The organism is Achromobacter aloeverae (genome assembly GCF_004121055.1).
GTDB lineage: Bacteria > Pseudomonadota > Gammaproteobacteria > Burkholderiales > Burkholderiaceae_B > Bordetella_C > Bordetella_C aloeverae.
The window spans coordinates 1335103-1362098 of the sequence record NZ_PYAL01000001.1 but is presented as its reverse complement, the minus strand read 5'-3'; the positions used below and the strand labels follow the sequence as shown (position 1 = coordinate 1362098).

Below are 26996 nucleotides of genomic sequence, written 5' to 3'. Positions count from 1 at the left end.
CGTCAGGCCCGCTCGCGATAGCGGTCGTGCAGGTCGCGGATCTGGTCGTGATGGCGCATCAGGCCGGTGTACTGGCGTTCGACCAGATCGCGGATGTCCTCCGGCAGGGGTTCGCGCAGGGCGTCGGCGTAGTGGCGCTTCGCGATATCCTCGCCGCGTTCGCATTCGCGCAGGATGTCGGCGTCGCTGCGTGCGGCGACCGCCGCCTTCAGGTGGACCCAGCCGCGGTGCACGGCGGCAGCCATGTGGCCGCCGGTTTCAGGGGTGCCCCCGAGCCTGGTGACCAGCGTCTGCAGCTCCTGGGCGCTTTGGCCGCAATCCGTGGCCCGGTCCTGGAAAAGGCCGCGCAGGTTCTGGTCCCGGGTGTCCTCGGCGGCGGCCAGGAAGCCTTTTTCGCCGTCCTTGGCAGTCTCGACAAGATCATTGAGCAGTTTCACGATACGGTCGGCCATGGAAGTCTCCTGGTGGGATAGGCGAGGGGCCTGGACACATGGCACCGCCTGGGCGGGCGCAGGCGTTCAGAGGCCTTGCTGCAAGTCGTTTTTGCAAGCCGTCTTTGCAAGCCGTTTTTTTACTCAAGTGCAAGCGCCGTTCCCGGGCGGATTTCCGTCGTCTGGATGGATATCCAGTATTATGCCTGTTGTTTGCATCCCTGTATCGCCACCGCTACCCCGCATGTCCGAGCTCTCCCCGCCCTCCGCCGCCACGCCGCCCCATCCCCTGGACGGGCTCAACCCGCAGCAGCGCGCGGCGGCCGAACATGGCGTCGGCGCGGAACCCGCCGGGCCCTTGCTGGTGATCGCCGGGGCCGGTTCGGGCAAGACCAGCACGCTGGCGCATCGCGTCGCGAATCTCATCCTGCATGGCGCCGATCCGCAGCGGATCCTGTTGCTGACGTTCTCGCGCCGCGCCGCCGTCGAGATGGAGCGCCGCGTGGGCGCCGTGCTGCGCAAGGTGATGAACATGCGGGCCGGACAGACGCCGCCCGCGCTGCCCTGGGCCGGGACTTTCCACGGCATCGGCGCGCGCCTGCTGCGGGATTGCGCCGGCCGCATCGGCCTGTCCGAGAGCTTCACCATCCACGACCGCGGCGACTCCGAGGACATGATGGGCATCCTGCGCCATGAACTCGGCTTCAGCGCCACCGAGTCGCGCTTCCCGTTGAAAGGGACCTGCCTGTCCATTTATTCGCGAGTGGTCAACAGCCAGGCTCCCCTGGGCGAGGTGCTGCACCAGGCCTTCCCCTGGTGCGCGCAGTGGGAGGACGCCCTCAAGCGCCTGTTCCGCGCCTATGTCGAAGCCAAGCAGGACCAGCAGGTGCTGGACTACGACGACCTGCTGCTGTACTGGGCGGAGATGCTGGGCCACGAGGCCATCGCCAGCGATCTCGGCGGTCGTTTCGACCACATCCTGGTGGACGAGTACCAGGACACCAACCGGCTGCAATCGGCCATCCTGCTCGCGATGAAGCCGACCGGCCAGGGCCTGGTGGTGGTGGGCGATGACGCGCAGGCCATCTATTCCTTCCGTGCGGCCACGGTGCGCAACATCCTGGACTTCCCTGCGCAGTTCGCCCGGCCCGCGGATGTCATCACGCTGGACCGCAACTATCGCTCGACGCAGCCCATCCTGGATGCGTCCAACGCCGTCATCGGCCTGGCGCGCGAACGCTACGCCAAGAACCTGTGGACCGACCGGGCGTCGGCCGACAAGCCGCAACTGGTCAGCGTCAGCGACGAGGCCGGCCAGGCGCGCTGGGTGGCCGACCAGGTACTGGCGCAGCGCGAGGCGGGCACCACCCTGAAGTCGCAGGCGGTCCTGTTTCGCGCGTCCGGTCACAGCGCGGCCGTCGAGCTGGAACTGACGCGGCGCAACATTCCCTTCGTCAAGTTCGGCGGCTTGCGCTTCCTGGAGGCGTCGCATATCAAGGACCTGCTGGCCTTGCTGCGCTGGGCGGAGAATCCGCGCGGGCGGCTGGCGGGCTTTCGCGTCGCGCAACTGCTGCCCGGGGTTGGGCCGGCCACGGCGGCGCGCTTGCTGGACGATATGGACCAGGCGCAGGACCCCCGCGCGGCGCTGGCGGCCTTCAAGCCGGGCGCCGCGGCGCGCGAGGCCTGGACCGGGCTGGTGCAGGCTTACAAGGACCTGTGCACGCCGGGCTTGCGCTGGCCCGCCGACCTGGACATCGCGTTGCGCTGGTATGGGCCGCAGCTGGAACGGCTCTACGAGGACGCGCGCGTGCGCAAGGCCGACCTGGACCAGCTGGCGCGCATCGCGGCCGGCTACGGCAGCCGCGAACGCTTCCTGACCGAGCTCACCCTGGATCCTCCCGATGCCACCAGCGACGAGTCCGGCGTGCCCTCGCGCGACGAGGACTACATGATCCTGTCCACCATCCATTCCGCCAAGGGCCAGGAATGGAAGTCGGTCTATGTGCTGAACGTGGTGGACGGCTGCATTCCCTCGGACATGAGCACCGGCAGCGCCGAGGAGATCGAGGAAGAGCGCCGGCTGCTGTACGTGGCGATGACGCGCGCCAAGGAAAACCTGCAGCTGATCGTGCCGCAACGCTTCTACGTGCATCAGCAGACGGGGATGGGCGACCGCCACGTCTACGGTTCGCGCACGCGCTTCATTCCGGAATCGCTGGCGTCCTTGTTCGAGGCCATGCCCAAGGCGCCGCCCTTGCCGCCCTTGCGTAACAAGGACAGCGCGCCCGTGGCGAGGATCGACGTAGGGGCGCGCCTGCGCAAGCTGTTCTAGGGACGCCCGCCGGCGCGCGGAGCGCCGCGCCGCGTCCGTCGCGATGTGGCCGGGGGCCGGCGCGCGCCCGCGCGACGGCGGGACACGGCGAGGCCGGTCGCGCCGACCCGGGGGTCAGGGTTTGCGCTGGCTGCCCGGCTTGAGCTTCCAGTCCTTGTCGTCCTTGGGGGTCGACACCTCGCGCTGCGCTTTCTCCGCCACGCCGGGGGCGATGGGGTCGCTCGCGGGAAAGGACTGTTCGACGGCGTCGTCCAGCGCTTCCTGGTAGGTCGGCACCTTGTCCTCGGGGCGTTGGGCGGTGCCTTCATGGCGCTTTTTCTCCGCGTCGGATTCCTGGTTCTTGCGGGTCGTGGTATTCATGTCATCTCCTGTGCTGGCGCGCTTGGCGTGGTGCTTGGTGCGGTACCAGGTGCGATACGTGCGGTACCTGTTGCGTTCGAGAAAGGGGAACGCAAATCCCATGCCGCGGATCAGCCGTCGGCCGGCGGTTCCGGCGCCATGGGCAGCCGCAGCGCCTGCATCAATGCGCGGGCATCGCGCGGCGCCATGACCTTGACGTCGTTGTCGAAGTAGCAATAAATGTCCCGATGGCCCGCCTGCGCCCCGGATGGGAGGTCGTCCGGCGCGGCCAGCCGCGCATGCGGCGCCGCACGGCCGTCGGCCCAGGCGCGCAGCCGGCGCGCCCACTCGCCGATGGCGCGGGCGCCGTAGCCGCTGCTGTACAAGGCCTTGTCGCCGTGCAGCCGGACATAGGCGAAGTCGGCGGTGGCGTCTTCCAGCCATGGCCACTTGCCGGCGGTGTCGGCCGTCACCAGCGCCACGTTGTGCGCGCGCAGCAGGGCGATGAACGCGGGCGTGGCGAAGCTTTCGTGGCGGATTTCCACGGCATGCCGCAGCGGCTGGCCCGGGTGGGTGCGCGGAATGTCGGTCTGCTTGACCTGGGGGCCATGGCGGCGCGCCAGCCGCGCGGCCGCCTGGGTATCGCGCGGCAGCATGCGCAGGAAACGCTCGAAGCGTTCCGGATCCCACCGCATCGTGGGCGGAAATTGCCAGAGTATCGGTCCCAGCTTGTCGGCCAGGTCGAGCACGCCCGACGCGAAGAAATTGGCCAGCGGTTCCTCGATCTCGCGCAGGCGGCGCGTATGCGTGATGTAGCGCGGACCCTTGACGCTGAAGATGAAACCCCGCGGCGTGGCGTCCCGCCAGGCAAGGAAGCTGGCTGGATGCTGCAGGGAGTAGAACGTGCCGTTGATTTCCACGGTGCAGAACTGGTGGGCCGCGTAGGACAGTTCCTGCGTCTGGGGCAGCCCGCGCGGGTAGAAGTGGCCGCGCCACGGGGCGTAGCGCCAACCCGAGATGCCGATGCGCAGGGCAGGGGGGCGATGAGCGGGCATGCGTTCTCCGTCAGGTCCGGGTGAGAGGCGTTGTGCGCCGCAACTTGTATTCCCGCGGCACGGCCCCACGAGCGGATTGAAGGGCGGTACTATCTTCGACCATGACGCAAGAAGACCTGGCCTCGCCATACCCCGAACTCCAGCCGCCGCCCGTGGTGGTGGCGCCGCTCAATCGCGACTTCGACGACCACCATGGCGAGGTGGTGGCGTCGGTCGGCTATACCAAGGGCAGGCGTCCGGAGCGGGTGCCCATCGAGGGGATAGCCGGCTATATCGGCAAGGAAAACAGCCTGCTGTGGATCGGCTTGAAGAACCCGCATCCGGAACTGCTGGGCGAGGTCAGCGATGCGTTGCGGCTGGGGCCCAAGGCGCTGGAGGAAATCCGCGAATCGCACCGGCGGCCCAAGATCATCGATTACGGCCACGTGGTGCTGGTGGTGGCGATCACGGTGGAGATCGAGGGCGATCGTCCCATGTTCGGCGAAACGCAGCTGATCATCGGCGACGGCTTCCTGCTGACCGTGCGACGCGGGGCGACCGCCAGCCACAGCGCCGTCCGCGAGCGGCTGGAGGAGGCGCCCGACCTGTTGGCGCGCGGCAGCGACTATGTCGCGTCCGAATTGCTGGACCTGCTGGTCGACCGCTACGTACAGGCCGCCACGCGCCTGGAGAGCGTGGTCGAGCATGCCGAACAGAAGCTGCTGATACGCGGCGCCAAGGATTCCGATATCCGCAAGCTTTATCGCCAGCGGCGCGACCTGCTGCGCATCCATAACGCCATTGCCCCGCTGGCGGAAATCTGCCGCCGTCTCTCGCGCGTGGAAATGACGGCCATCGATGAACATGCGCGGCCTTATTTCGGCGAGGTGGCCGACCGCGTGGTGCGCATCGACGAATTGGTGGCCGCCTTGCGCGAGGCCCTGGCCTTCGCGTTCGAGGCCAGCCTCATGATCGGCCAGTCCCAGCAGAACGACACCACCCGCCGGCTGGCTTCCTGGGCCGCCATCCTGGCGGTGCCCACCGCGGTGGCCGGCATCTACGGGATGAATTTCGAGCACATGCCGGAATTGAAATGGATCTATGGCTATCCGTTCACGCTGGGCGGCATCGCCGTTGCGTGCGGCCTGCTTTACTGGCGCTTCCGCCGCGCCGGCTGGCTGTGAGCTGATCGCCGGTCGGCCGGGGCACAAGGGGTCGTGTCATAACGGGCCGTGTCATAAGAGGCGGTGTCATAAGAGGCGGTGTCATGAAAGGCCGTGGCGCAAGGGGCTGCTCCAAAAGATGCGGCGTCATGGCGGGCTGCGTGACAACGAGCTGCGTCGTAAGCATCACGGTCCCGTTCATGCGCGGCCGCCCCGGGGTAATATTCGCTCCATTCAAGAGACGCCCGATCTTCGACAGTGCAGCGTCCGGATCGGCCCAGGAGACCGCATCATCGCCCGTTCCAGCCCACCTTCCATGCTTACGTCCGGCCTACTGCGCACCTTGTTCGGCCGCGTGGGTCTGGCCCGCCCCGTGGGCGCGCTGGCGTGCGCGCTGGCGGCCGCCGGCGTCGCCTACCTGTCCAGCTCGCACGCGCCGCAGCGCAACGAAGGCGTCAACGCCACTTATGAGCTCCGCGGCCGGGTGGTGAACGTGGCCGACGGCGACACGGTCACCTTGCAGACGGACGGCGGCCAGCGGCGCGTGCGCCTCGCCAGCATCGACGCGCCCGAGGTCGGGCACGGGCAGGTCAAGCCGGGCCAGCCCTTCGGCCAGGCCGCGCGCAAGAGCCTGGAAGGCATGGTGGCCGGCAGGACGCTGACGGCGAAGTGCTACGAAAAGGACCAGTACGCCCGGGACGTCTGCGACCTGCCGGGCGACGGCGGCCATACGGTGAACTGGCAGCAGGTCGACGCCGGCTATGCCTGGGCCAACACGGCGCGGCATGGCGAATATCTGCGCGACGCAACCCTGCCGGCGGTCGAGCGCAAGGCGCGCGATCAGCGCAAGGGCCTGTGGGCGCAGGCCGGCGCCATTGCGCCCTGGGAATGGCGCTACCAGTGCTGGAACCATGGGAAATGCGCCGCCGCTGACGCCACGCCCGCCTCCACACCTACCCCCACACCTTAGTTCCTACGGCACGCGGACCGGCTTCACGGTTGTTTGATGGTGCCGGTCGTCCCGGACAGGAAACGATTCCCCGGCATTTTTCCACTCAGCCTGTTTTCCAGGACTGATGGACTTTCCCATGCCTCCTTTGTCGTCGTTGCCCCCCGCCGGCGCCGCCGGCTTCCAGCCGGTCTTCTTTTCAGCCGCCGCCGCGCCCGTTCCGCCCGACGCAGCATCCGCCGCCTCCGCCGCTTCTGCCGCGGAGACCTGCTACTACTCCCACGATAAACACGGTACGTTCGAGCGCTTCCGCCGGTCCGACGACTATGCGCGGGTAAATGCACGGATATGCGCGGATTTCGACGCGCTGGGCGCATTCATGGACACGCATGCGGCCACGCGCGCCGACCATGTACGCAAACAGTTCAACACCTTCCTCAAGAATCTCGACAGCACTTTTTTCGACACGCTGATCGAAGGCATCTACGGCAGCGGCGCGCAGGCCTTGCACGAGGCGGCGTGCATCGTCGAGGGGGACCACGTCGGCATCCGGCCGGAAGACAAGATCCGGGCCATCGAGCGGCTGGCGGACGGGATCACGGTATGCGCGTCCGGCGTAGTCGCCAACCTGGCGGCCGTGGCGCGCGATCTGGCCCACGAGACCGGTGGCCTGCGCGGAAAGATATGGCGAGTCAAGGAGCAGGCAGTGGCGGAGATGCTCCAACAGCGCACAAGCCGCTGGTTCCAGAAAGAGCTGAACCAGCTGCGGGACGATTTGTCGCTGATCCCCCAGGTCGAGGACAAGTTGAGGCAGCTCTATGAGGGCAATGAAATCCATTATGTGAATCGGCTGTGGGACGAGATGGCCGACAGCCTCGGCCTGACCCCGAGGAACGACCCGCTGCGCGTGGCCATGCCGATAAACAAGGAAATTCCTGCTGCCCTGAAAGTGAAGTGGCGGTCGTCGATACTCGCCGCGCTCAAGCCCAGCGTGATCGCGCTGGCCATGGCGGATGAAACCCTTGCGGCCTATCGGGGCGACGTACGGAAGTCCGGCCTTGACCTGGAGGGCGAGCGTGACGGGGAGTTGGCTGCTTTTCTTGCCGACATCGCCCGGGCGGCCGGCGAGCGCCTGGGTTTGCCGGCGGACGACGCGCTCAACGTGTACGGACTCGTGGCGTTCCAGGAATCCAGATACCGTGTCAGGGACGATGCGTCCGTGCTCGCTGTGGAGCTCCTGGCGCGGATGGAAACGCTGGGCTTGATCTCGGGCCGCCCCGTGCGCCGCGGGACGTGGTCGAAAGCGCCCGGCGGACCGGTGTTCGATTTGCTTGTCTACGAGGACCTTGCCTGGAAAGTCGAAGGGGGGACGCACGGGGCGAATGACGTGGAATGGGCCGATATCGCCCGCCATGATGCCCATCCCTTGACATTGGCCGACCTTCGTGACTGGAGCGCGGCCCAGGCGCAGCGGAAGCAGGCGGCCGCCATTCCCCCGCAGGGGGCCCTGCGGCACGTCATCGACAAGACGGCACCGGATCGCTGCGCCCGGGAAATCCCTGTCGAATGGATCACCGATACCGACCAGGCGACCCATCGACGGCTGCGTGACCGGCTGGGGCTGGAACTGCCGGCGTACGCCGTCTATTTGCAGCATCGATGGCCCGCGCAACTGGACAAGCTGGTCGGGGAGTGCGAGCAGCAGCGCGTCGACCTCCAGGAACTCTACGGCGCCTACAAGCGACAGCCGGGCCGGACAGTACTGCCTCCGCTGAAGCTGGTGCTGGCTTGCATGGACCTGACCTATACCGACCATTGCGTCGGCGTCCTGAAGCACTGGCCGGCCGACGCGGAAATCGACCGTCGCCTGGGACGGCGACTGAACGTGTTCGAATTCGCCCATTTCAAGCTCACAAGGCTGGCCTACCTGGCAAGCCACAAGGACAGCGTCCCCCAGGCCTGGCCATAGCACAGGCGGGGCGGCCGGGCGCGTCTTCCGCGCCACGTCCTCGCCCCGCCCCCCGGGGCAAAATCCACGGCTGGTCCGTCCTGGCCTCCGCGACCGTCCGCCCAACCCTGCGTGCATTCATTGCCGTTTGTTATCCTTCCCGCATCACACGAACATACACAGTGGGAAAACCGGATGGCAGGTATGCGATCAAGGGCGCGGGCAACCGGCATCGGCCCGTGGGCCTGGGCGGCCCGGCTGGCCTTGCTGGGCCTGCTGGCCGGTCTGGCGGCTTGCGGGCGTGAAAGCCCCATCAACAGTCCTTATCCGGACGGCGCGGAAACCCAGAACACGCTCTACACCGCCTTTACCCGCAACTCTCCCAAGTACCTGGACCCGGCCAGTTCGTACTCGGTCGATGAGACGCCTTATACGTACAACATCTATGAAACCCTGTACGGTTATGACTACCTGCAGCGGCCCTACAAGCTGATCCCCCGGGCGGCCGCCAGCATCGACGCGCCGTCCTACCTGGATGCGCAGGGGCGGCCCCTGCCGGCCGACGCGCCCGGCGAGGCCATCGCCGAAAGCGTGTATGACATTCATATCCGTCCCGGCATCCGCTTCCAGCCCCATCCGGCCTTCGCGCGCGAGGCCGATGGCGCTTACACCTATTACCCGCTCAAGCCGGGCGAGCTGGACGGCAAGTCCAGCGTCACGGATTTCCCCAAGACCGGCACCCGCGAGCTGACCGCCGACGACTACGTCTACGCCTTCCGCCGCCTGGCCAATCCCCGCATCGTTTCCCCCATTTATTCCCTGATGGCCGATTACGTGGTCGGCATGAAGGCGTACGGCGACCATCTGCGCGAGGTCGACCAGGCCCAGCGGCGCGGCTTCGCGCCGGGGCAGCGGGAACTGCCCTGGATGGACCTGCGCGCCGACGGCTTCGAGGGCGTGCAAGCCGTGGACGCCCATACCTTGCGCATACGGGTCAAGGGCAAGTATCCGCAGTTCAAGTACTGGCTGGCGATGACCTTCACCGCGCCGGTGCCCTGGGAGGCGGAACGCTTCTACAGCCAGCCGGGCATGGCCACCCGCAATCTCTCCCTGAATACCTGGCCCGTGGGCACCGGTCCCTACATGATGGTGGAGTCCATCCAGAACCGCCGTCACGTGCTGGCGCGCAATCCCAATTTCCACGGGGAGCCCTATCCCTGCGAGGGCGAACCCGGCGATCGCGAGGCCGGCAGGCTGGCGGATTGCGGCAAGCCCACGCCCTTCATCGATCGCGTGGTCTTCAGCATCGAGAAGGAATCCATACCCCTGTCGGGCAAGTTCATCCAGGGTTATTACGATATTCCCCAGGTCGAGCGGGGCGAATACGGCGTGGCCATGCTGGTGGCCGCCGGCGATTCGGCGGAGAAGGCGGCGCGTTACCGCGAGCATGGCATCCAGCTGCCTACCGCGGTCGAGACCCAGAACTGGTATATGGGGTTCAACTGGAACGATCCGGTGGTGGGCAAGGGCGATACGCCAGCGCAACAGGAGCGCAATCGCAAGCTGCGGCAGGCGATCAGCATCGCCTTCGACTGGGAGGAATACATCACGATCTTCGAGAACAGCCAGGCCGCGGTGGCCTACGGTCCCGTGCCGCCCGGGGTGCTGGGGTATCACGAACCGGACACCCAGGCGGGGATCAACCCCGTGGTCTATGACATGGTCGACGGCAAGCCGGTGCGCAAATCCCTGGACGTGGCGCGCCGATTGTTGGCAGAGGCCGGCTATCCGGATGGCCGCGACGCCAGGACGGGCGCGCCGCTGGTGCTGCACTATGACGCCATGACAGGCATGGGCGCCAACCCCATGTTCGACTGGATGCGCCGCCAGCTCGACAAGCTGGGCATCCAGCTGGACGTCCGGTCTACCGATTACAACCGCTTCCAGGACAAGATGCGGCGCGGCGTGGCCCAGCTGTTCTTGTGGGGATGGAATGCCGACTACCCGGACGCGGAGAACTTCCTCTTCCTGCTGTACGGCCCCAACGCCAAGGCGGCATCGGGCGGGGAGAACGCCTCGAACTACGAAAACCCCGAATTCGACAAGCTGTTCGAACAGATGAAATACCTGGACGACGGCCCGCCCAAGGCACAACTGATCGACCGCATGGTGGCCATCGTCCAGCGCGACGCGCCCTGGATGTTCGGCTACTTCCCCAAGTCGGGCGGGGCGTACCAGCAGTGGGTGGGCAATGCCAAGCCGACACAGATGGTTCGCAATACCTTGCAGTACATGAAGCTGGACCCGGCCCTGCGCGAACGCAAGATCGAGGAGTGGAACCAGCCGCGCTGGTGGCCGTTATGGCTGCTGCTGGGCCTGGCCGTCCTGGTGGTCTGGCCTTCCTGGGTGGCCGTGCGTCGCCGTGAAACACAAACCGCATTCGGCGCGCGCGCGGGACAGGCGCCGGCCGCGACCGCCAGCCGCGAGGGGAATGCGCCATGATCGCCTATATCATCCGCCGCCTGCTATACGGGGTGCTGATCCTGATCGGCGTCAATCTGTTCACCTTCGTGCTGTTCTTCGCGGTCAACACGCCCGACGACATGGCGCGCCTGTCGATCGGCGGCCAGCGCATCAGCCAGGACGCCATCGAGAAATGGAAGGTGGAGCGCGGCTACGACAAGCCGCTGTTCTACAACCCCGCCGCCCCCGGCGTGGAAAAGGTCACCGACACCATCTTCTACCAGCGTTCGGTACCGCTGCTGACCCTGGATTTCGGCTTGTCCGATAATGGCCGCGACATCGGCCGCGAAATCCGCACCCGCATGTGGCCCAGCCTGGCGCTGGCGCTGCCGACCTTCGTGCTGGGCCTGTACGCCAGCATCGCGTTCGCCCTGATGCTGGTGTTCTTCCGCGCGACCCGCCTGGATTTCTGGGGCGTGGTGCTTTGCGTGGTCCTGCTGTCGATCTCCGGCCTGTTCTACATCATCGCGGGTCAGTGGGTGTTTTCCAAGGAATTGCGGCTGGTGCCGTATTCGGGCTATGCGGGCGGGCTGGACATGGTCAAGTTCCTGGCGCTGCCGGTGCTGGTCGCGGTGGTCTCGCGGCTGGGACCGGAGGCGCGCTTCTACCGGACCTTGTTCCTGGAGGAGATCGGCAAGGACTATGTGCGCACCGCGCGCGCCAAGGGCCTGACCGAGAACGTGGTGCTGTTCCGCCATGTGCTGCGCAACGCCATGCTGCCCATCCTGACCGGCACGATATCGGCCATTCCCCTGTTGTTCATGGGCAGCCTGATCGCCGAATCCTTCTTCGGCATCCCGGGCCTGGGCAGCTACACCATCGACGCCATCAACGCGCAGGATTTCTCCATCGTGCGCGCCATGGTGTTCCTGGGGTCGGTGCTGTATATCGTCGGCCTCATCCTGGCCGATATTTCCTATACCCTGGCCGACCCCCGGGTTCGATTCGAGTAAGCGCCATGCCGAAATTCGTACTGCTCTGGACCGATGCCGCCCTTTACCTGATCGTGCTTGCGGTGCTGGCCTATGCGTGGCGCGTGCGGCGCACGCCCACGCTGCGGGCGACCTGGGCGCGGGTGGCGCATGACGGACCGGCCATGTGCGCGGCGGTCATCCTGGCGGTGTTCGCGGTGATCGGCCTGCTCGACTCCGTCCATTTCCGTCCGCGCCTGCCGCCCTTGCCGGACGCCGCCGCCGACGCGCCGCCTGCATACGCGCCCGCGGCCCAGTCGCTGCTGGACAGCCTGCTGCGCGGGACGGTCCTTACCCAACCCGAGAAGACCTATTCCGCGCCCTTGCGCGCCCATCAGTTCACCAAGGAAACGATGCTGGTGGACGGCAAGCCGATGCGCGATTTCCCGCGCCTGCGCGCGGGGGGCGCCCATCTCAAGGACCCCGCCACGGAGCTGGGGGGCGACGTGTTGCGGCGCGGCCTGCTGGGCCTGCTGGCGGGCGTCGCCGTGGCCGTGGCCGGCGGCCTGCTGCTGGCGGCGGCGCTGGCGCGGTCCCATGGCGGCTGGCGATCGGCCTTGCGCGATGTCCTGCAAGGCCATACGGACGTGCGCTGGCGCGCCATGTGGTTCACCTTCGCGGGCCTCGCGCTGGTCGCCGGCGTGCTGGGCGGATGGGCCAGCGGCTATCACGCGCTGGGTACCGACCGCACCGGAAACGACGTGCTGTGGCAGGCGCTGAAAAGCATACGCACGGCCCTGGTGATCGGCAGCCTGACGACGCTGGCCATGCTGCCCCCGGCCATCCTGTTCGGCATCGCGGCGGGGTATTTCAAGGGCAAGATAGACGACGCCATCCAGTATCTCTACACCACATTGACGTCCATACCCGGCGTGCTGCTGGTGGCTGCCTGCGTGCTGATGATGCAGGTCTACATCGACAACAACCCCGCGCTGTTCGATACGTCGGCCGCGCGCGCCGACCTGCGGCTTTTCATGCTGTGCCTGATCCTGGGGCTGACGGGCTGGGCCGGCCTGTGCCGGTTGCTGCGGGCGGAGGCGCTGAAGCTGCGCGAGCTCGAATTCGTGCAGGCGGCGCGGGCCTTTGGCGTGTCGGACTGGTCCATCATGCGGCGCCATCTGCTGCCCAATGTCATGCACATCGTGCTGATCACGGTGGTCCTGGAATTTTCCGGGCTGGTGCTTTACGAAGCGGTGCTGTCCTACCTGGGCATAGGCGTCGATCCCTCGATGAACTCCTTCGGCGCCATGATCAACGGGGCGCGCCTGGAGATGTCCATGGACCCGATGATCTACTGGAACCTGGGGACGGCGTTCGTGTTCATGCTGGCGCTGGTGCTGGCCGCCAACCTGTTCGCGGACGCCGTGCGCGCGGCCTTCGATCCTCGCACCCGGCGTTTCCGTCCGCGGCGACCCCGGCCAGGGCCGGCGCTGGCGGCGCCGGGACTGGTGGGGGGCGTGTTCGCGGTTTCGCCCGTGGCGGCGGATGCGCGTGAAACCAGCCGGGACGAGGCGCCGGGCGACGATGGTCCCGCCGCGCCGAAGCAGGGAGGTCGCCATGAGTGAACATCCGCGTGAGCACTGGCGCGAGGGCAGGGCGGAGGATGGGAGCGCTGGCGGGGCCCACGGCGGCGCCGATACGGTCTTGCGGGTGGACGGCCTGCGGGTGGACATCGCGGGCGAGCACCAGATGGTGCAGGCGGTCAAGCGCCTGAGCCTGGCCATTTCACGCGGCGAGACCTTCGCCCTGGTGGGCGAATCGGGATGCGGCAAGAGCATCACCGCGCTGGCCCTGCTGCGGCTGCTGCCCGACGCGGCCCGCGTGGTCGGTGGCCAGATCGACCTGGACGGCGACGATCTCAACCAGTTGCCCGAACGCGCCATGCGCGCGGTGCGCGGCGGACGCATCGGCATCATTTTCCAGGAGCCGTCGACCAGCCTGAATCCGGTCATGCGGGTGGGCGACCAGATCATCGAGACCTTGCGGACGCATACCTCGCTGCGCGGCGCCCAGGCGCGCGCCCGCGCCATCGACTGGCTGCGGCGCGTCGGCATTCCCGAGCCGGAGCGTCGCATCGACGACTATCCGATGCAGTTCTCCGGCGGGCAGAAGCAGCGCGTCATGATCGCCATCGCGCTGGCCGCCGAACCGCGGCTGCTGATCGCCGACGAGCCGACGACGGCGCTGGACGTGACCGTACAGGCCCAGGTGCTGGCCCTGCTGGCCGATATCCAGCGCGACATGGGCATGGCGATCCTGTTGATCACGCATGACCTGGCCGTGGTGCGCAATGTGGCGCAGCACGTGGCGCTGATGCGCGCGGGGGAGATCGTCGAGAGCGCCCCGGCGCGGCAGTTCTTCGAGTCGCCTCGGCATCCCTATGCCCGCCAGCTGTTCGATGCGATTCCCGCCTTCGAGAAGCGCGGGCGGCCGCTGTCCGGCGCCGCGCCGGACGCAGGCAGCGCCGAGGCGGCGCCGCGGGAGCCGGGCGTCGGCGCGCCCATCGGCGCCGGGGCGGCCCGGACGTCGGGGGCGTCCATGGCCTCCGCGGCGTCCATGGCGGCCGGCACGGAGCGCCAGCCAGCGGGGGCGCCGGTGCTGGAGGTCCGTGAACTGAAGGTGCATTATCCCGTGCGCAAGGGCCCGCTCAAGCGCATCCGCACGTGGGTCAAGGCGGTGGACGGCGTCACGTTTTCCCTGCGCGCGGGCGAGACCCTGGCCTTGCTGGGTGAGTCGGGCTGCGGCAAGACGACCACGGGCAAGGCCTTGCTGCGTTTGATCGACGGCGCTTCCGTCAGCGGCCAGGCCGCGCTCGACGGGCGCGATATCTTCGGCGCCAACCGCCGCGAAATGGCGCGCCTGCGCCAGGATATCCAGATCGTGTTCCAGGATCCGTTCGCCTCGCTCAATCCGCGCATGCGCATCGGCGATATCCTGCTCGAAGGCATCCTGTCGCTACGCCCGGACTTGCCGCGCGGCGCCTGCGAGGAGCGGGTCGACCGGCTGCTGCGGCGGGTCGGGCTGCCGGCCGATACCGCTACGCGTTATCCCCACGAGTTTTCCGGCGGCCAGCGCCAGCGTATCGCCATCGCGCGTGCGTTGGCGGTCGAGCCAAAGGTGCTGATCTGCGACGAGCCGACATCGGCGCTGGACGTATCGGTGCAGGCCCAGATCCTGGACCTGCTGCGCGAATTGCAGGCGGAACTGGGCATCGCCTATCTGTTCATCACCCACAACTTCGGTGTCGTCGAGTACCTGGCCGATCGCATCGCCATCATGTACGGCGGCCGCATCGTGGAAGAGGGCGAGACCGGCCAGGTGTTGCGCGCGCCCGCGCATGAGATGACGCAGCGGCTGCTGTCCGCGGTGCCGCGGCTCTCGTTCGGCACGTAGGGGCGAAAAAAAGGATCCGCCCCGGCGCGGATCCAAGGTACTGCGGCGTGCATCCTGATGGCCCAGGGTCCGCGTGGCCGCCAGGAAGGCGGATCGATCGCCGCGACGCTACGAGGGCGCGTTGCCGGCCAGCCGTGCCGTACCGCGATCGCGCGGGAGGCGGGTGGCCGCGGGCGTTGCGCGCCGCGCGTTGCCGCGGCGATCGAAATCGGGTCGTTTCATCAATCGTCCAGGGCCGGGTTCTGCCCCGTTTCCAGCCAGGCCAGCGTTTCCTGGCGCAGGGCGCGCACGCATTGCGCCAGGAAGGCGTGCGTGGCCTGCAACTGCTGATGGTCGTAGCGGCGTGCCTGCAACACCACTTCATCGGCGACCAGGCGGCGCTGCCGCGTCAATGCGGCGCAGCGGGCCGCTACCGGACGAATCACGATGACACGGCGATCCAGCGGATGGCGGCCACGCTTCACATAGCCAGACTCCTCCAGGCGATTGATCAGCGCGGTGGCGCCGCCTGAACTCACGCCCAGCAGCTGCGCCAGCTGGCCTGTGGGCAAGGCTTCGAATTCGATCACCATTTCCAGCGCGCGCAAGTCCGGGAGCGGCATGCCCAATTCCTGCGCCAGCGTGGCCTGGCAGACGGCGGTGTAGGCGCTGAATTGGCGGCCCAGCATCAGCGCCATGTCGTCCAGCAGGCCTTGCTGCATGCCGCCGGCGTCGCCGCGCGGCATGACGATCTCGGCGGCGTGTTCAGCGGCGCGCTCGATATCGCGGTCCATCGGCTTGGCAGTATTGATGTCAAACATGATCGGGACTCCCGGTTCTCGTTTCTGGTTCTATTGAGGGGACGTTATGTCGTATTGGGTGTAGAGGTTTCCCGCTGGACCGCCAGGGCCGCTTGTCCAGGCCCCGGCTGTCCAGGCGCCGGCTGTCGACGCGCTTGTCCACGCGACCGGCCATGGGGTGCGGCTGCCCCGGGCCGGCGCCGGCACGCCGGCGTTCGCGGGCCGCGGAAGCCTTCAGCGGCGGCCGAGCAGCCCCCCGACGAGCCCGCCAAGCAGGCCGCCGGTGTTCGTGGAGCCGCTAGTGGACGTGGTGGTCGCCCCGCCCGCAGCCCCCGCGCCGCCGCTCGTGTTGGCCGCCACGGTGGCGCCGCCCAACAAGCCGCCCAGCAGACCACCCTTGCCGGCGGTGACGCTGGCGCCAGTGCTGCCGCCAGCCCCGGCGGCGCCACCCGCGGTAGCGCCACCCGCGGCCGCTCCCGTGGCACCACCCGCACTCGTGGCGGCGTTGCCGGCCACCGTGGTCACACCATTGATGAGACCGCTGAGCAGGCCGCCGGTGTTGGCGCCAGTGCCGGCCGGACGGCCGGTGACCGTCGCTACCAGACCGGTGACGGGCGCCAGCAGGCCGGCGTTGTTGCCGTTGCCGGACGGCACGCCGCCCAGGCCGCCGAGCAGGCCATTGATCGGTTGCAGCAGGCCGCCGGCCGCGCCGGGCGCACCCGAGCCGCCCGCCAGGCCTCCGGTCAAACCGCCGGTCAAGCCTCCCGTCACGCCGCCCACCGTCCCGGTCAGCGAGGCGACGCCGGCCGTGGTGTTGCCCAATATGCCGCCCAGCGGATTGGCCGCCGCCGGGTTGCTGCTGCTGACCAGTCCGCCGGCCGCGCTGACCGCGTTGCCCACGCCGGAGAGCAGGCCGTTGACGCCGGCCAACTGCGTGCCGCCCAGCGTGCCGCCGGCGCCCGCAACGGTGCCGCCGATGTTGGTGAGCAGGCCGCTGATGGGCGAGCCCAGGCCGCTGTTGTCGCCTATCTGCTGCGTCAGGCTCGTGACCTTGCCGGCCACGGGCGATACGGCCTTGTCCAGTGCGCCGCCGACATCGGCCAGCGGCTGTTGCAAGCCCAGCGGCACCACGTTGTCGGTGGCCTTGCCGGTATTGCCCAGCGCCGGCTGCAGGATGGATTGCTGGGGCCCGGACAGCGCGGTGCCCGTGACCTGCCCCAGCAGTCCACTGACCGGTTGCAGCAGTCCGCCGTCCGCGGTGAGGGCGGCGGTGGCCGAGCCCACGGCGTTGGTGGCGTTGCCCAGGACGGTGGTCAGCGGTTGGGGGTTGTCGGCCGATGCATTGAGCAATCCGCCCGCGCTGGCCACCGTCGTGCCGAGGCCGCTCACCAAACCGCCCACCGCGGTGCCCAGGTTGCCGGGCAAGGCGGTCGACGAAACCGAGTCGCCCAGGTTGCCCACGGTGCCGCCCACCTGGCCCAGCAGGCTGTCGACGGGAGCGCCCAGGCCGGTCGTCGCGCCCACTTTCTGCGTGAGGGAGGTCACGGTATTGGCGACGGGCGCCACGGTCGGATCCAGCGCCTTGCCGACATCGCCCAGCAGCGAACCCGCGCCGACCGGCGCCAGGCTGTCCACGGCGGACCCGGTGTTCCCCAGCGTGGTTTGCAGCAGGCCGGCGGAAGTGGTGGGATTCGTCGGATTGGTGGGATCGGTAGGATTGCTAGGATTGTTAGGGTTGTTCGGGTTCGTGGGATTGGTGTTGTTGCCGCCGCCGCCGTTGCCGCCGCCATCACCGCCGCCACCACCACCGGGCGTGGTGGGCAGGCCGTTATTGTCGGCGACGGAGTCGTTGTGATGGTGGCTGCTGCCGCAGCCCGCGAGCACACCCATCAGCGCGGCGGTCAACAGGGTGAGGCTCAACGTACGCTTGATATCTTGGCATTTCCCGATGGCTTGCATGGCACGCTCCAGTCTGTCGATAAGACGGGCTCGAAATGGCCCGATGACTGGACTAGTGCTAAATCCATGCCAACTTTGCGTCTTCTTGCCGAAGGAAACTGGTTGCGTGCGTTGATTGTTTTATAAGTTATTGATAAATAAAGGATTGTTCGGCTTTTGGTGGCGCGGGCGCGATACCGGCATCTCCCTTCTTCAATGCCAAATAACGCGGGCAAACCCTGGGATGGTCTCGCGGCGTTACGGGAACAAGGCCTCGCGTAACGTAACGTCGGAACGTAACGCCGATCAAAAAAAAGCGACTTTCGCGTGTCCGCGACAGTCGCTCGCACGATGGCGCGCGAGGCGGCCGGCGCCGCCGCGCGAGCCCCTCAATAGAAGACCTGGTAGTTCGCGTTGAATCGCCATCCGCGGCTGTCGTCATTCAATGTGGACGATCCCACCGGCTTGGCGACATTGAAGTCGAACAGGTAGAACCTGTCGTCCGTGAAACGCACGCCTAGCGCGACCGACGACAGGTGGCGATTGTTATAGGGCTTGAGCGCCGCGGCGTTGTACCAGGTGCGCGCATAGTCCACCAGGGCGTATGGCTGGACCGCCGACAGGTACTGCCACCCGGTCGGGAACTTGCGGTTCAGTTCGATCGAGGCCCCCAGCCCCTTGTCCCCGCTGGTCTCGCCTTGCGGATAGCCCATGCCGAACCGCCAGCTTCCGAACGACACCTGTTCCGAACTTGGCAGCACGTTATCGCTGAACTGTCCCGCGCTGGACAGCACCAGCCCGAACTGCGCCGGCAGCGTAAAGCTCTGCTTCGCATTGATGTTGAAGCGGGTGAAGTCCAGGTCCACGTCGGGCGTCGCCGAGTACCCGTAGTTCGAATCTATCGTCTTCTGCGCGCCCAGGCCCGTCATGCCCTTGGAGACCCCCAGCGTGATGTCCGTGCTGCGCGCGGGCCCGACGGTGATGTAGCGCATTTCCGCTGTCGCGGCCCGCACGCGGGTCTTCTGGCGCAGCCACAGATCGCTGTCGTGCTGGTCATAGATGTCCTGCGCGTTGACGGCGTACATGCCCAACGTGCCGGTCAGCGAACTCTGGTTGTTCAACAGGAAGGGATAGCTCACGCCGATGCCGATGCGATCGTTCTTGACGGTGCGCTTGTAGCCCAGCATCTCGACCGTGTCGTCTTGCGGCTTGGCTTCGTAGTGGTAGCCGTCCACCTTCACCGCCAGCCCGCTGGACCCGATCGGCACGGTCACGTCGCCCGCGTAGTAGCGCACGTCGTCGGTGCCGAATGGCACGGCGGCGGTGAGCCGGGTCTGCTCGCCCAGCGGTGTGAGGCTGTTGGCGCTGGTATTCACCAGCGGCTGCATGCCGGTTCCCAGGTCCACCACCCCGGCCGTCACGGCCAACGGCTTGCGGTTGGCCTTGAGCACCAGCTCGCTGGCGCCGTCGGCGCGGCGGGGCAGCTCCAGCGCGGGCGTGAACGTCACGCCCGGCACCATGCGCATGAGGTTCAACTGGCGCTCCAGCGTGCGCTGCGTCAGCGGTTTCTCGTCGATCATCGGCTGCGCCAGGGTGCGCAGGCGATCCTCGGCGCCGCCGATGTCGCCCTCGATGCGCATGGCGCCGATATGGCCTTCGACGATGGTCACGACTACCGTGCCCTGGGCGAAGGTCTGGTTCTGCACCACGGCGAAGGACAAGGGGTAGCCGCGTTCGCGGTACAGCGTCGTGATGCGGTCGACTTGCTGCACCAGCTGGCCCAGCGTGATGTCCTTGTTGGCCAGGGGAGCGAGGATGGCGCTGATTTCCTCGAAGGGAATCGCATGCGCGCCCGCCACGTCGAAATGGCGCGGCACGATGTGCAGGGCCAGGCGCGCCGCGATGGCCTGCTGCTCGGGCGTGGGCGCCTGCAAGGGCGGCGGCGCGGGCGGCGCCGGCTTTTCCATGGGCGGCAGGGAGTCTATCGGGTTGCCCCGCAAGGGGCCGTCGGCATGGGCATCCGGCGCCGCCAGCAGCGCGCCCGCGAGGATCATCAATGCGGACGTGGCGCAACGCCCGCGGCGCGCCGGGATGGCTTGCATCATCCACGAACTCTTCACTATGTCCTTCCCCTCATGTGTTGCGCCGCGCGAGCGTCGGCCCGCGTGTCGCGGGCCGCGCCAACTTCGGCCACCCGCGCCGGCCCGTCGTTTGTCGCGTGTCGCGCAGGCGATTTCATGCACATGGCCTAGATCCGCTATCTCGCCGCCTATGCCAGGAAACTGCGCCTATTCCACTGGTTCGTGACCTGTATTTGCACGCTTTCGCCGCATCCGCACTGAAAGTGTTTGTCTTTACTAAATGCATTGCTATCACTTACTAACATCTGTCTGGCAGATATATGTGCAAAAATCCAAATTTGTAACACCGAAGTCTTGGTCAGTATTATGTCGACAGAATACTAAGCGGTGCAAATAAAACTTAAGTTACCGCAATTTATCCCTAAATCACCGCAAAAATACCCCAATTAGGGGTATGGTGTCGAAAAGTTCACCCACAAATACAACATGACTAGGGTTATCCCCCACTGTATAAAAGATTGTTAATAGATAAGACTAGTGTGCGTATTGCTTCATAAGATTTCATTCGAGTACAGCTGGGCATCGGGAGACTGTAATGAGGCCATACACGCATGAACGGCATCGCAGGGCTGAACCATGGTGCGGCTTTCGACCTTCATGGGGTGACCGTCGAATCCGGCTTTTGGACTAGATCGCCATGAGTCCCGGCGACATCGTCCCGCTCGCATTCCACGAGAGCGTCGTGGCGCTCTCCTTCGTCGTGGCCGCGTTGGGCTCCTACGTCGCCCTGCTGGCGGCGACGCGCATCCGCGCCGCCGGCCGCGAGGGCGCCCACATGGGCTATGTGGCGGTAGCCGCGTTCGCGATGGGCGGCGTCGGTATCTGGAGCATGCATTTCATCGGCATGCAGGCCCAGCGCCTGCCTTTCATCGTGGGCTACCAGGCTGGCTGGACCGCGCTCAGCCTGGCGGTGGCCGTGGTGTTCTCGGGCGCGGCCTTCTGGTATGTCGGCCGGTCCGCCTTCACGCTGGGCCGCTGCGTCGCGGGCGGCATCCTGGCCGGCCTGGGAGTGGCGGGGATGCATTACCTGGGCATGGCCGCGATGCGCATGCCGGGCACGGTGTCCTATGTCCCGGGGATGGTGGCGGCGTCGGTGGTCGTCGCGATCGTGGCCGCCACCGCGGCCCTGTGGCTCGCATTCAACATCCAGAACGAATGGCAGCGTCCGATCGCCGCGCTGGTAATGGCGTTGGCCGTTTGCGGCATGCACTACACCGCCGCGGCCGGCGGCCTGGTGATTTGCATTGCGCCGGGCGAGGCCGCGAGCTGGACCATCGGCGGCGCATCGCTGCCTTATGTCGTGTTCATCCTGTCGGCGCTGGCCTTGCTGGCCATCCGTTGGCAATTGCACCGCACGTCGACGCAGTATCGCGCCCACCTGGCGGCGCGCGTCGATGCCTTGATCGATAACAACGGTTCCTCGCTGGCGTCGCTGCCGCGCCGCCCGGGACCGCCCTGAATCGGATTCGCGGCTGCCGCGCCGTGCCGTAAACCGGCAGCCGGCGTTCGCGATGGTCGCCCGGCCGGGATGGCCGGCGTGTTTGTGTCGTAGATACCCTTTTTACTAGGGGAGTTGATCATGCAACTGCAACAACTTAAGCACTTCTGGCGCGACGAAGAGGGCGCGACGGCCATCGAGTACGGACTGATCGCGGGGCTGGTGTCGGTGGTGATCATCGCCGGCCTGGCTGTGCTGGGGCCCAACCTGAAGGACCTGTTCACCACCATCAGCGACAAGGTGAGCGCGGCCAATACGACGGCGACGGCGGGCGGCACCACGCCGCCGGCGCAGTAGGACACGCAACGCACCGACCCCTTCCCGAACCGCAAACCCAGATGGAGCAGACCTGGTGGCTGGTTTTTGTCGCATTCAATGTGTGCGTCGTGATCCACGACCTGCGTTGGCGCCGCGTGCCCAACGGCTTGCTGCTTGCCGCGATGGCCTTGCAGCTGCTGGCGCTCGCGGCGCTGCGGACAGGACTGGTTGCCGGGCCGCTGCCCGGCGCCCGCGGCTGGAGCCAGGCCCTGGGCGGCTTTTTCCTTGGCTTGCTTTTCATGGCGGCGTGGCGGTTGCGGCTGATGGGCGCCGGCGACGTGAAGTACATGGCCGCCCTGGGCCTGTTCACGGGTCCCTGGACATTGGCCCTCGCCATTCTTTGGGCCGGCGTGCCCGGCGGACTGCATGCGCTTTGCCAGATCGTGTGGACGATGCGCCAGGGGCCTCGCGCCCGGCCGCGGCGCGGCGTGCCTTACGCGGCGTATATCGCGCTGGCCGTGCTCAGCGTGGCGCTTATGCCGTCGAGTTCGCCCTGGTGTTCTCGGTGTTCTTCCTGCTGCTTTACGGGGTCGTGACTTACGGCTTCGTCTTCATGGCGCAGCAGTCCTTGAACCTGGCCGCCGACGAGGCGGTCCGGACGGCGCTGCGTTGGCAACAGGGACAGGGCGCCATGCAGGCGCGCGCGGCGGCCGCGCTGGCGGTTGCCAACGATCGCGCGAGTTGGCTGGGCGCCATGGGCGCGGCCGTGCCGGCGGTGGCGGTGTGCGGCCCGGCCGGCGCCTTGAGCGCGGCCGGCGGCGGCGCATGCAGCGGCCGCACCCTGGCCGCCGATCAGTTCGAGGTCGTGGTCAGCTACGCCTACGGCGCGCATCCCCTGATTCCCACCTTGCCCGGCATGGGGACGGCGGTGCCGGCCTTGCTCTCGGCCCGCGCCACCGCCCGGCTGGGCAACGGCCAGGTCATTGCACAGGGGAGCAGCTGATATGCGCCCGTCCCGCGATGTTCCGGCCGGTCCGGCACGTGCCCGCCAGCGCGCGGTCGCAAGGCATGGCCCCCGCGCCCAGCACGGCCTGGCCGCCTTGGAATTCGCCCTGGTGCTGTCGGCGTTCCTGCTGCTGTTTGGCGGCATCGTGGGCCTGGGCGGGGTCATGTGGGCGCAGCAGAAGCTCACGGGCGCCGCCACGGAAGGCGCGCGGGCCGTATTGGATAGCGGATTGAACGGCGCCGTCGACATGGACGCGGCCTGCAAGGTGGCGCGAGAGGCCGCGACGTGGATGGCGGTCGGTTGCGCCGCCGCGCCACGGACTTGCGCGTGGCCCGGTGGGACGGGCGGCGCGGCGGCGTCGTGCGCGGCCGTTACCCTGACCTACAGCACGGCCGATTGGCCCTTGCTGTCCTTGGTGCGGGCATTGTCCCAGGCGCTGGGCGTGTCGACGTGGGTGCCGCGGACGTTGACCGCGAATGCCGTGGTGCAGATCCAGGAGGCGTTATGAGCAAGGTCACCAAGATCGTCGCGCTGTTGCTGCTGTTGGTGGCGCTGGGTCTGGTCTATCTCGCCACGCGTATCGCCGTGCAGCCGCCTCCGCCGCCCGCGGCGCCTGTCGTGGTACGCAGCCAGAATGCCACGGCGGTCCATCCCGTGGTGGTGGCCGCCCGGGCCATCGAGGCCGGCGCGCCCATCGATCCCGCCTCGCTCGCGGTGGCGCAATGGCCGGTCGCGCCGGCAGGCGCTTTCGACGCGCCCGCCAAGCTGGCCAACGCCGTCAGCCGCGTGACCATCCTGCCGGGCGAGCCGGTCACGCAATTCCAGTTGGCACGCGGGCTGGCGACCTACCTCAAGCCCGGCGAGCGCGCGGTGGCCATCGCCGTCGATGAAATCATCGGCGCCGGCAACCGGATCAGGCCAGGCGATACGGTGGATGTGTTCATTACGCTGGAGCGCGGGCAGGAAGTGGGAGGCACCCAGGCGCGCCTGCTGCAATCGCGCGTGCGGGTGCTGGCCTATGGCAGCCGCTCGCTGGACGGGCCGGACGCGGAGGAGAAGGCCGCGGCCCAGCGCAATGGCCCGGCGCCCGCGCCGCGCAACGCCATGCTCGCGGTGCCGGTGGCCCAGGTCAACGAGCTGCTGCTGGCGGCGCGCGCGGGGCGCCTGCAACTGGCGCTGCGGGCGCCCGACGACGCCGACGTGCCCGCTCCTGGCCTGTTTCCCGCGCGCCAGCCCGTGCTTGCCGCGCGGGCCAACCTGAGTGTCGACGAGCAGGCCTTGGCGGCCGACGCTGTGAATCGCGCCTATGCCGGCGACAGCCTGCCCCAGTTGTCCGGGCCGGCCCCGCGCGCGGAGACGCCCGCGCCGGCGCATGCGGCGCGGCCGGCGCGCGGTGGGGGACGTTCCATCGAGGTGGTGCGCGGCGGGCAGCGCGAAACGGTTTCCTACTGAAGATTGGATGTTGCATGCAGAGAACAAGAACCGACGAGGACAACCGGCGTTCAAGGTTCGGACGCGGTGGGGAAAGAAACAGCGGCCAGCCTTGCGCGATCGCGTTGCTGGCCAGCCGCGCGGCGCCGTTCGTGGCGCTGGCGGTGTTCGGGCTGGTCGCGCCGGCGCAGGCGCAACAGCCGCCGGCGCAGCGGCAGGCCGAGCCGTCGGCCGCCATGGGTAACCGGCTGGCCGCCGCGCCGGTCGAGGAACTGGCGGTGCCGCTGCGCGGCCAGTACGCACTGCCATTGACGCGCTCGCCGTCGCGCATCGCCATCGGCGACCCGGATGTGGCCGACGTCAAGGTGCTGCCACCGGGCCCCAATCGTGGCGGCCAGGTGCTGGTGTTGGGCAAGAAGCCCGGCCTTACGCAATTGCAGGTATGGAGCGGCCCCAACGGCGCGCCCCAGGTGTGGAACGTGCGCGTCATGGGCGACGTGCAGGCGGCGCTGGCCGCGCGCGGCGTGGCGGGGAACGCGCAGGTCGATGTCGCCGGCGGCGGCGCCGTCGTCAGCGGGCTGTCGACTTCCTCGCTTGACCACCGCAACGCCGTCGAGGCGGCCCAGGCGGCGTCGGGCAAGGACAAGGTGGTGGATGTCTCGACGGTCAACGTCAGCTCGGTGGTGCAGGTCGACGTGCGGATGGTGGAGGTGTCGCGCTCCACCCTGAAGGATGTCGGCATCAACGCCAACTTCGGCAAGGGACCGTGGGGCGCGTCCTCGAACCTGATCCCCAGCGGACTGGCGACCGCGCTGGGCGGCACCGCGAACGGCTTCGTCTTCGCCTATGACTCGGCGCATTTCGGCGCCACGCTGTCCCTGCTGGAGTCCAATGGGCTGGCGCGGGTGCTGGCCCAGCCTACCCTGCTGGCCCAGTCCGGGCAAAGCGCCAGCTTTCTCGCCGGCGGCGAAATCCCGGTGCCGGAGGCCGGTGGCCTGGGGACGCAGAGCGTGGTCTACAAACCGTTCGGCATAGGCTTGAGCGTGACGCCCACCGTGCTCTCGCCCAGCCGCATCGCCCTCAAGGTGGCGCCGGAGGCCAGCGAGCTGGACCCGACCAACGGCATTCCCATCGTCAACGGCAACACGACCACCGTCATTCCCGCCTTGAGCACGCGCAAGGCGGACACCACGGTCGAACTGGGCGATGGCGAGACCTTCATCATCAGCGGGCTGGTCTCGCGCCAGACCAAGGCCGCGGTGAGCAAGGTGCCCTTCCTGGGCGACCTGCCCATCATCGGCGCCTTCTTCCGCGGCGTGAGCTATTCGCAGGATGACCGCGAACTGGTCATCGTGGTGACGCCGCACCTGGTGCGGCCGATCGCGCGCGGCGTGAGCCTGCCCTTGCCCGGCGCGCGGGAGGAAGTGGGCAACACTGCCGGCACCGCATGGGGGTATTACTTGTTGGGACCGGCAGGCGGGCAACAAATGCCGGGATTTTCGAGGTGAGCGACATGAAGACACACTCCAAGGAATGGGTGGCAGCCCAGCGGGCCGGCTGCTTTCTCTTCTGCTCGAATGATGCGAACGTGGCCGCCCAACTGAGCAATGCGATCGGCGACATGGGCCTGCTGATGCAGGAAATGCCGGGCATGGAGCATATGGCGCGGCGCCTGGCCGAGCTGGACCCGCGCGTGGTCTTCCTGGACTTCACGCGCAACGAGAGCGAACCGGGCAAGTACCTGCACGCCGCCGACCTGGCGCGCATGCTGGCGCGCGTGGCGCCAGCGGTGCCGCGCGTGGCGGTGGGCTACGTGGCGCATCCCGAAGGCGCGATTGCCGCGCTGCGCGCCGGCGTCAGCGATTTCGTCGACCCCAGCGTGGCGCCCGAAGAAGTGCGCGAGGTGGTGGAGCGCGTGATGAATATGGACGGCGGCCATGCGCCGAACGCCGCGCGCGGCAGCCGCCGCAGCGTCGCACTGCTCGGGGCGCGGCCAGGCGTCGGCACCAGCACCCTGGCCGTCCACCTGGCGGGGTTGATGCAGGATCGCATGGCGCAGGCCAGCGCCGCGCGGCCGGGCGCCGCCAAGCCCGCGAAGGGGCAGGGCGACGGCAGCCACCTGCCGCTGTCGGAGCGCGTCGGCCTGCTGGACCTGGGCTGGCCGGTGGGCGACTGCCTGCTGTACCTGAACATCGACAGCGATTTCGATTTCGCCGAGGCGGTGCGTAATTTGCGCCGTCTCGATCCCACCTTGCTGGGGTCCGCCATGGCGCACACGCGCAGCGGCATCGGCGTGCTGTCCATGCCGCGCGACGTAACGCAGATGCGCGGGATTTCGCTGTCCGATTCCTTCCTGCTCTTCGAGCGCCTGCGCCAGCACTACGGGCTGCTGCTGGCCGATGCGGGCGGCTTCTCGAATCCCGAATTCGTGGCGGGGCTGGCGCGCTCGGCCCAGGAGACGTGGCTGGTGACCGACCAGAGCGTCGGGGCGCTGGTTTCCCTGGCCGGCCTGTTGCGCGAACTGGAACAGCAGCAGGTCGACCGCGGCCACCTGCGCCTGGTGGTCAACCGCTACGACGAACGCTACGGCATGACCGCCGCGCAGATCGCGGAGCGCTTCAGCCTGGAGCTGGCGGGCACCTTGCCCGACCGCACCCTGCCCTTGATGGTCTGCACCAACCAGGGCCATCTGCTGCACGAGGATGCCGAGCGCGATGTCTATGTGCGCGCGGTGCAGCAACTGGCGGACAAGCTGACGGCCGAGTACGTCGCCGCCGGGCCGCGCGGCGGCTGGCTGGCGACGTGGTTGCCGGGCGTGCAGCGGCGGATGTCGCCGCTGGGCGAGTGATGGACGTGGCAACG

General features: G+C 67.9%; 22 protein-coding genes. 16 read left to right on the top strand and 6 right to left on the bottom strand.

What is annotated here, in order from left to right; all coding sequences use genetic code 11:
• Positions 1–2 precede the first annotated feature (2 nt).
• Positions 3–452, bottom strand: a complete 450-nt coding sequence (locus C7R54_RS05915; RefSeq protein ID WP_129149190.1) for a PA2169 family four-helix-bundle protein — start codon at positions 450–452, stop codon at positions 3–5.
• Positions 453–675: 223 nt separating this feature from the next.
• Here C7R54_RS05915 and C7R54_RS05910 point away from each other — a divergent pair, with 223 nt between their 5' ends.
• Positions 676–2763 carry an ATP-dependent helicase gene (locus C7R54_RS05910; RefSeq protein WP_129149189.1) on the top strand — a complete coding sequence of 696 codons (2088 nt, stop codon included), beginning with the start codon at positions 676–678 and terminating at the stop codon, positions 2761–2763.
• A 114-nt stretch (positions 2764–2877) separates the two neighbouring features.
• On the opposite strand, the gene C7R54_RS05905 is transcribed toward C7R54_RS05910, so the two are convergent.
• Positions 2878–3123: a hypothetical protein gene (locus C7R54_RS05905; protein ID WP_129149188.1), complete on the bottom strand. Its 246-nt coding sequence runs from the start codon at positions 3121–3123 to the stop codon at positions 2878–2880.
• A gap of 110 nt (positions 3124–3233) precedes the next feature.
• Positions 3234–4157: a DUF72 domain-containing protein gene (locus C7R54_RS05900; protein ID WP_129149187.1), complete on the bottom strand. Its 924-nt coding sequence runs from the start codon at positions 4155–4157 to the stop codon at positions 3234–3236.
• Positions 4158–4258: 101 nt separating this feature from the next.
• Between C7R54_RS05900 and C7R54_RS05895 the strand changes: the two genes are divergently transcribed.
• From C7R54_RS05895 to C7R54_RS05865, 7 genes are all read left to right on the top strand, one after another.
• Entirely contained in the window at positions 4259–5320 is a 1062-nt protein-coding gene (locus C7R54_RS05895; RefSeq protein WP_129149186.1) for a magnesium and cobalt transport protein CorA, read from the top strand.
• Between the two features lie 295 nt (positions 5321–5615).
• Positions 5616–6269 carry a thermonuclease family protein gene (locus C7R54_RS05890; RefSeq protein ID WP_129149185.1) on the top strand — a complete coding sequence of 218 codons (654 nt, stop codon included), beginning with the start codon at positions 5616–5618 and terminating at the stop codon, positions 6267–6269.
• 118 nt (positions 6270–6387) lie between these two features.
• Positions 6388–8217 (top strand): hypothetical protein, encoded by a 1830-nt coding sequence (locus tag C7R54_RS05885; RefSeq protein WP_129149184.1) that lies wholly within the window; start codon positions 6388–6390, stop codon positions 8215–8217.
• A gap of 183 nt (positions 8218–8400) precedes the next feature.
• Complete coding sequence (locus C7R54_RS05880) at positions 8401–10698, top strand: ABC transporter substrate-binding protein (protein WP_129149183.1); 2298 nt, start codon at positions 8401–8403, stop codon at positions 10696–10698.
• On the top strand, positions 10695–11672 hold the full coding sequence (locus tag C7R54_RS05875; protein WP_129149182.1) for an ABC transporter permease: 978 nt from the start codon (positions 10695–10697) through the stop codon (positions 11670–11672). The genes C7R54_RS05880 and C7R54_RS05875 overlap by 4 nt, the downstream gene beginning before the upstream one ends.
• A gap of 5 nt (positions 11673–11677) precedes the next feature.
• Complete coding sequence (locus tag C7R54_RS05870; RefSeq protein WP_129149181.1) at positions 11678–13255, top strand: ABC transporter permease; 1578 nt, start codon at positions 11678–11680, stop codon at positions 13253–13255.
• A gap of 124 nt (positions 13256–13379) precedes the next feature.
• Complete coding sequence (locus tag C7R54_RS05865; RefSeq protein ID WP_240039417.1) at positions 13380–15083, top strand: ABC transporter ATP-binding protein; 1704 nt, start codon at positions 13380–13382, stop codon at positions 15081–15083.
• Between the two features lie 221 nt (positions 15084–15304).
• Here C7R54_RS05865 and C7R54_RS05860 read toward each other — a convergent pair whose 3' ends face one another.
• The 3 genes from C7R54_RS05860 to C7R54_RS05850 all read right to left on the bottom strand — a co-directional run bounded on the left by C7R54_RS05860 (position 15305) and on the right by C7R54_RS05850 (position 19905).
• The gene (locus tag C7R54_RS05860) at positions 15305–15808 is read right to left on the bottom strand and encodes a MarR family winged helix-turn-helix transcriptional regulator (RefSeq protein WP_129149475.1); all 504 of its coding nucleotides are present in this window, start codon (positions 15806–15808) and stop codon (positions 15305–15307) included.
• A gap of 288 nt (positions 15809–16096) precedes the next feature.
• A complete protein-coding gene (locus C7R54_RS05855) occupies positions 16097–17821 on the bottom strand; it encodes a collagen-like triple helix repeat-containing protein (protein WP_129149179.1) in 1725 nt (574 codons plus the stop codon).
• A gap of 368 nt (positions 17822–18189) precedes the next feature.
• Positions 18190–19905, bottom strand: coding sequence for a ShlB/FhaC/HecB family hemolysin secretion/activation protein (locus tag C7R54_RS05850; RefSeq protein WP_377813488.1), 1716 nt, complete (start codon positions 19903–19905; stop codon positions 18190–18192).
• Between the two features lie 673 nt (positions 19906–20578).
• On the opposite strand from C7R54_RS05850, the gene C7R54_RS05845 reads away from it, so the two are divergent.
• From C7R54_RS05845 to C7R54_RS05810, 8 genes are all read left to right on the top strand, one after another.
• Positions 20579–21400, top strand: a complete 822-nt coding sequence (locus tag C7R54_RS05845) for an MHYT domain-containing protein (protein WP_129149178.1) — start codon at positions 20579–20581, stop codon at positions 21398–21400.
• Positions 21401–21520: 120 nt separating this feature from the next.
• Positions 21521–21736, top strand: coding sequence for a Flp family type IVb pilin (locus tag C7R54_RS05840; protein WP_129149177.1), 216 nt, complete (start codon positions 21521–21523; stop codon positions 21734–21736).
• Positions 21737–21777: 41 nt separating this feature from the next.
• Positions 21778–22293: an A24 family peptidase gene (locus C7R54_RS05835; RefSeq protein ID WP_192903593.1), complete on the top strand. Its 516-nt coding sequence runs from the start codon at positions 21778–21780 to the stop codon at positions 22291–22293.
• Positions 22254–22700, top strand: coding sequence for a TadE/TadG family type IV pilus assembly protein (locus C7R54_RS05830; protein WP_192903592.1), 447 nt, complete (start codon positions 22254–22256; stop codon positions 22698–22700). Before C7R54_RS05835 ends, C7R54_RS05830 begins: the two co-directional genes overlap by 40 nt.
• 1 nt (position 22701) lies before the next feature.
• Positions 22702–23211, top strand: a complete 510-nt coding sequence (locus C7R54_RS05825) for a TadE/TadG family type IV pilus assembly protein (RefSeq protein ID WP_129149175.1) — start codon at positions 22702–22704, stop codon at positions 23209–23211.
• Positions 23208–24155 (top strand): Flp pilus assembly protein CpaB, encoded by a 948-nt coding sequence (gene cpaB, locus C7R54_RS05820; protein WP_129149174.1) that lies wholly within the window; start codon positions 23208–23210, stop codon positions 24153–24155. The genes C7R54_RS05825 and cpaB overlap by 4 nt, the downstream gene beginning before the upstream one ends.
• A gap of 215 nt (positions 24156–24370) precedes the next feature.
• Positions 24371–25642, top strand: a complete 1272-nt coding sequence (locus C7R54_RS05815; RefSeq protein ID WP_129149473.1) for a type II and III secretion system protein family protein — start codon at positions 24371–24373, stop codon at positions 25640–25642.
• Complete coding sequence (locus tag C7R54_RS05810) at positions 25639–26982, top strand: P-loop NTPase family protein (RefSeq protein WP_129149173.1); 1344 nt, start codon at positions 25639–25641, stop codon at positions 26980–26982. The genes C7R54_RS05815 and C7R54_RS05810 overlap by 4 nt, the downstream gene beginning before the upstream one ends.
• The last annotated feature ends 14 nt before the right edge of the window (positions 26983–26996 follow it).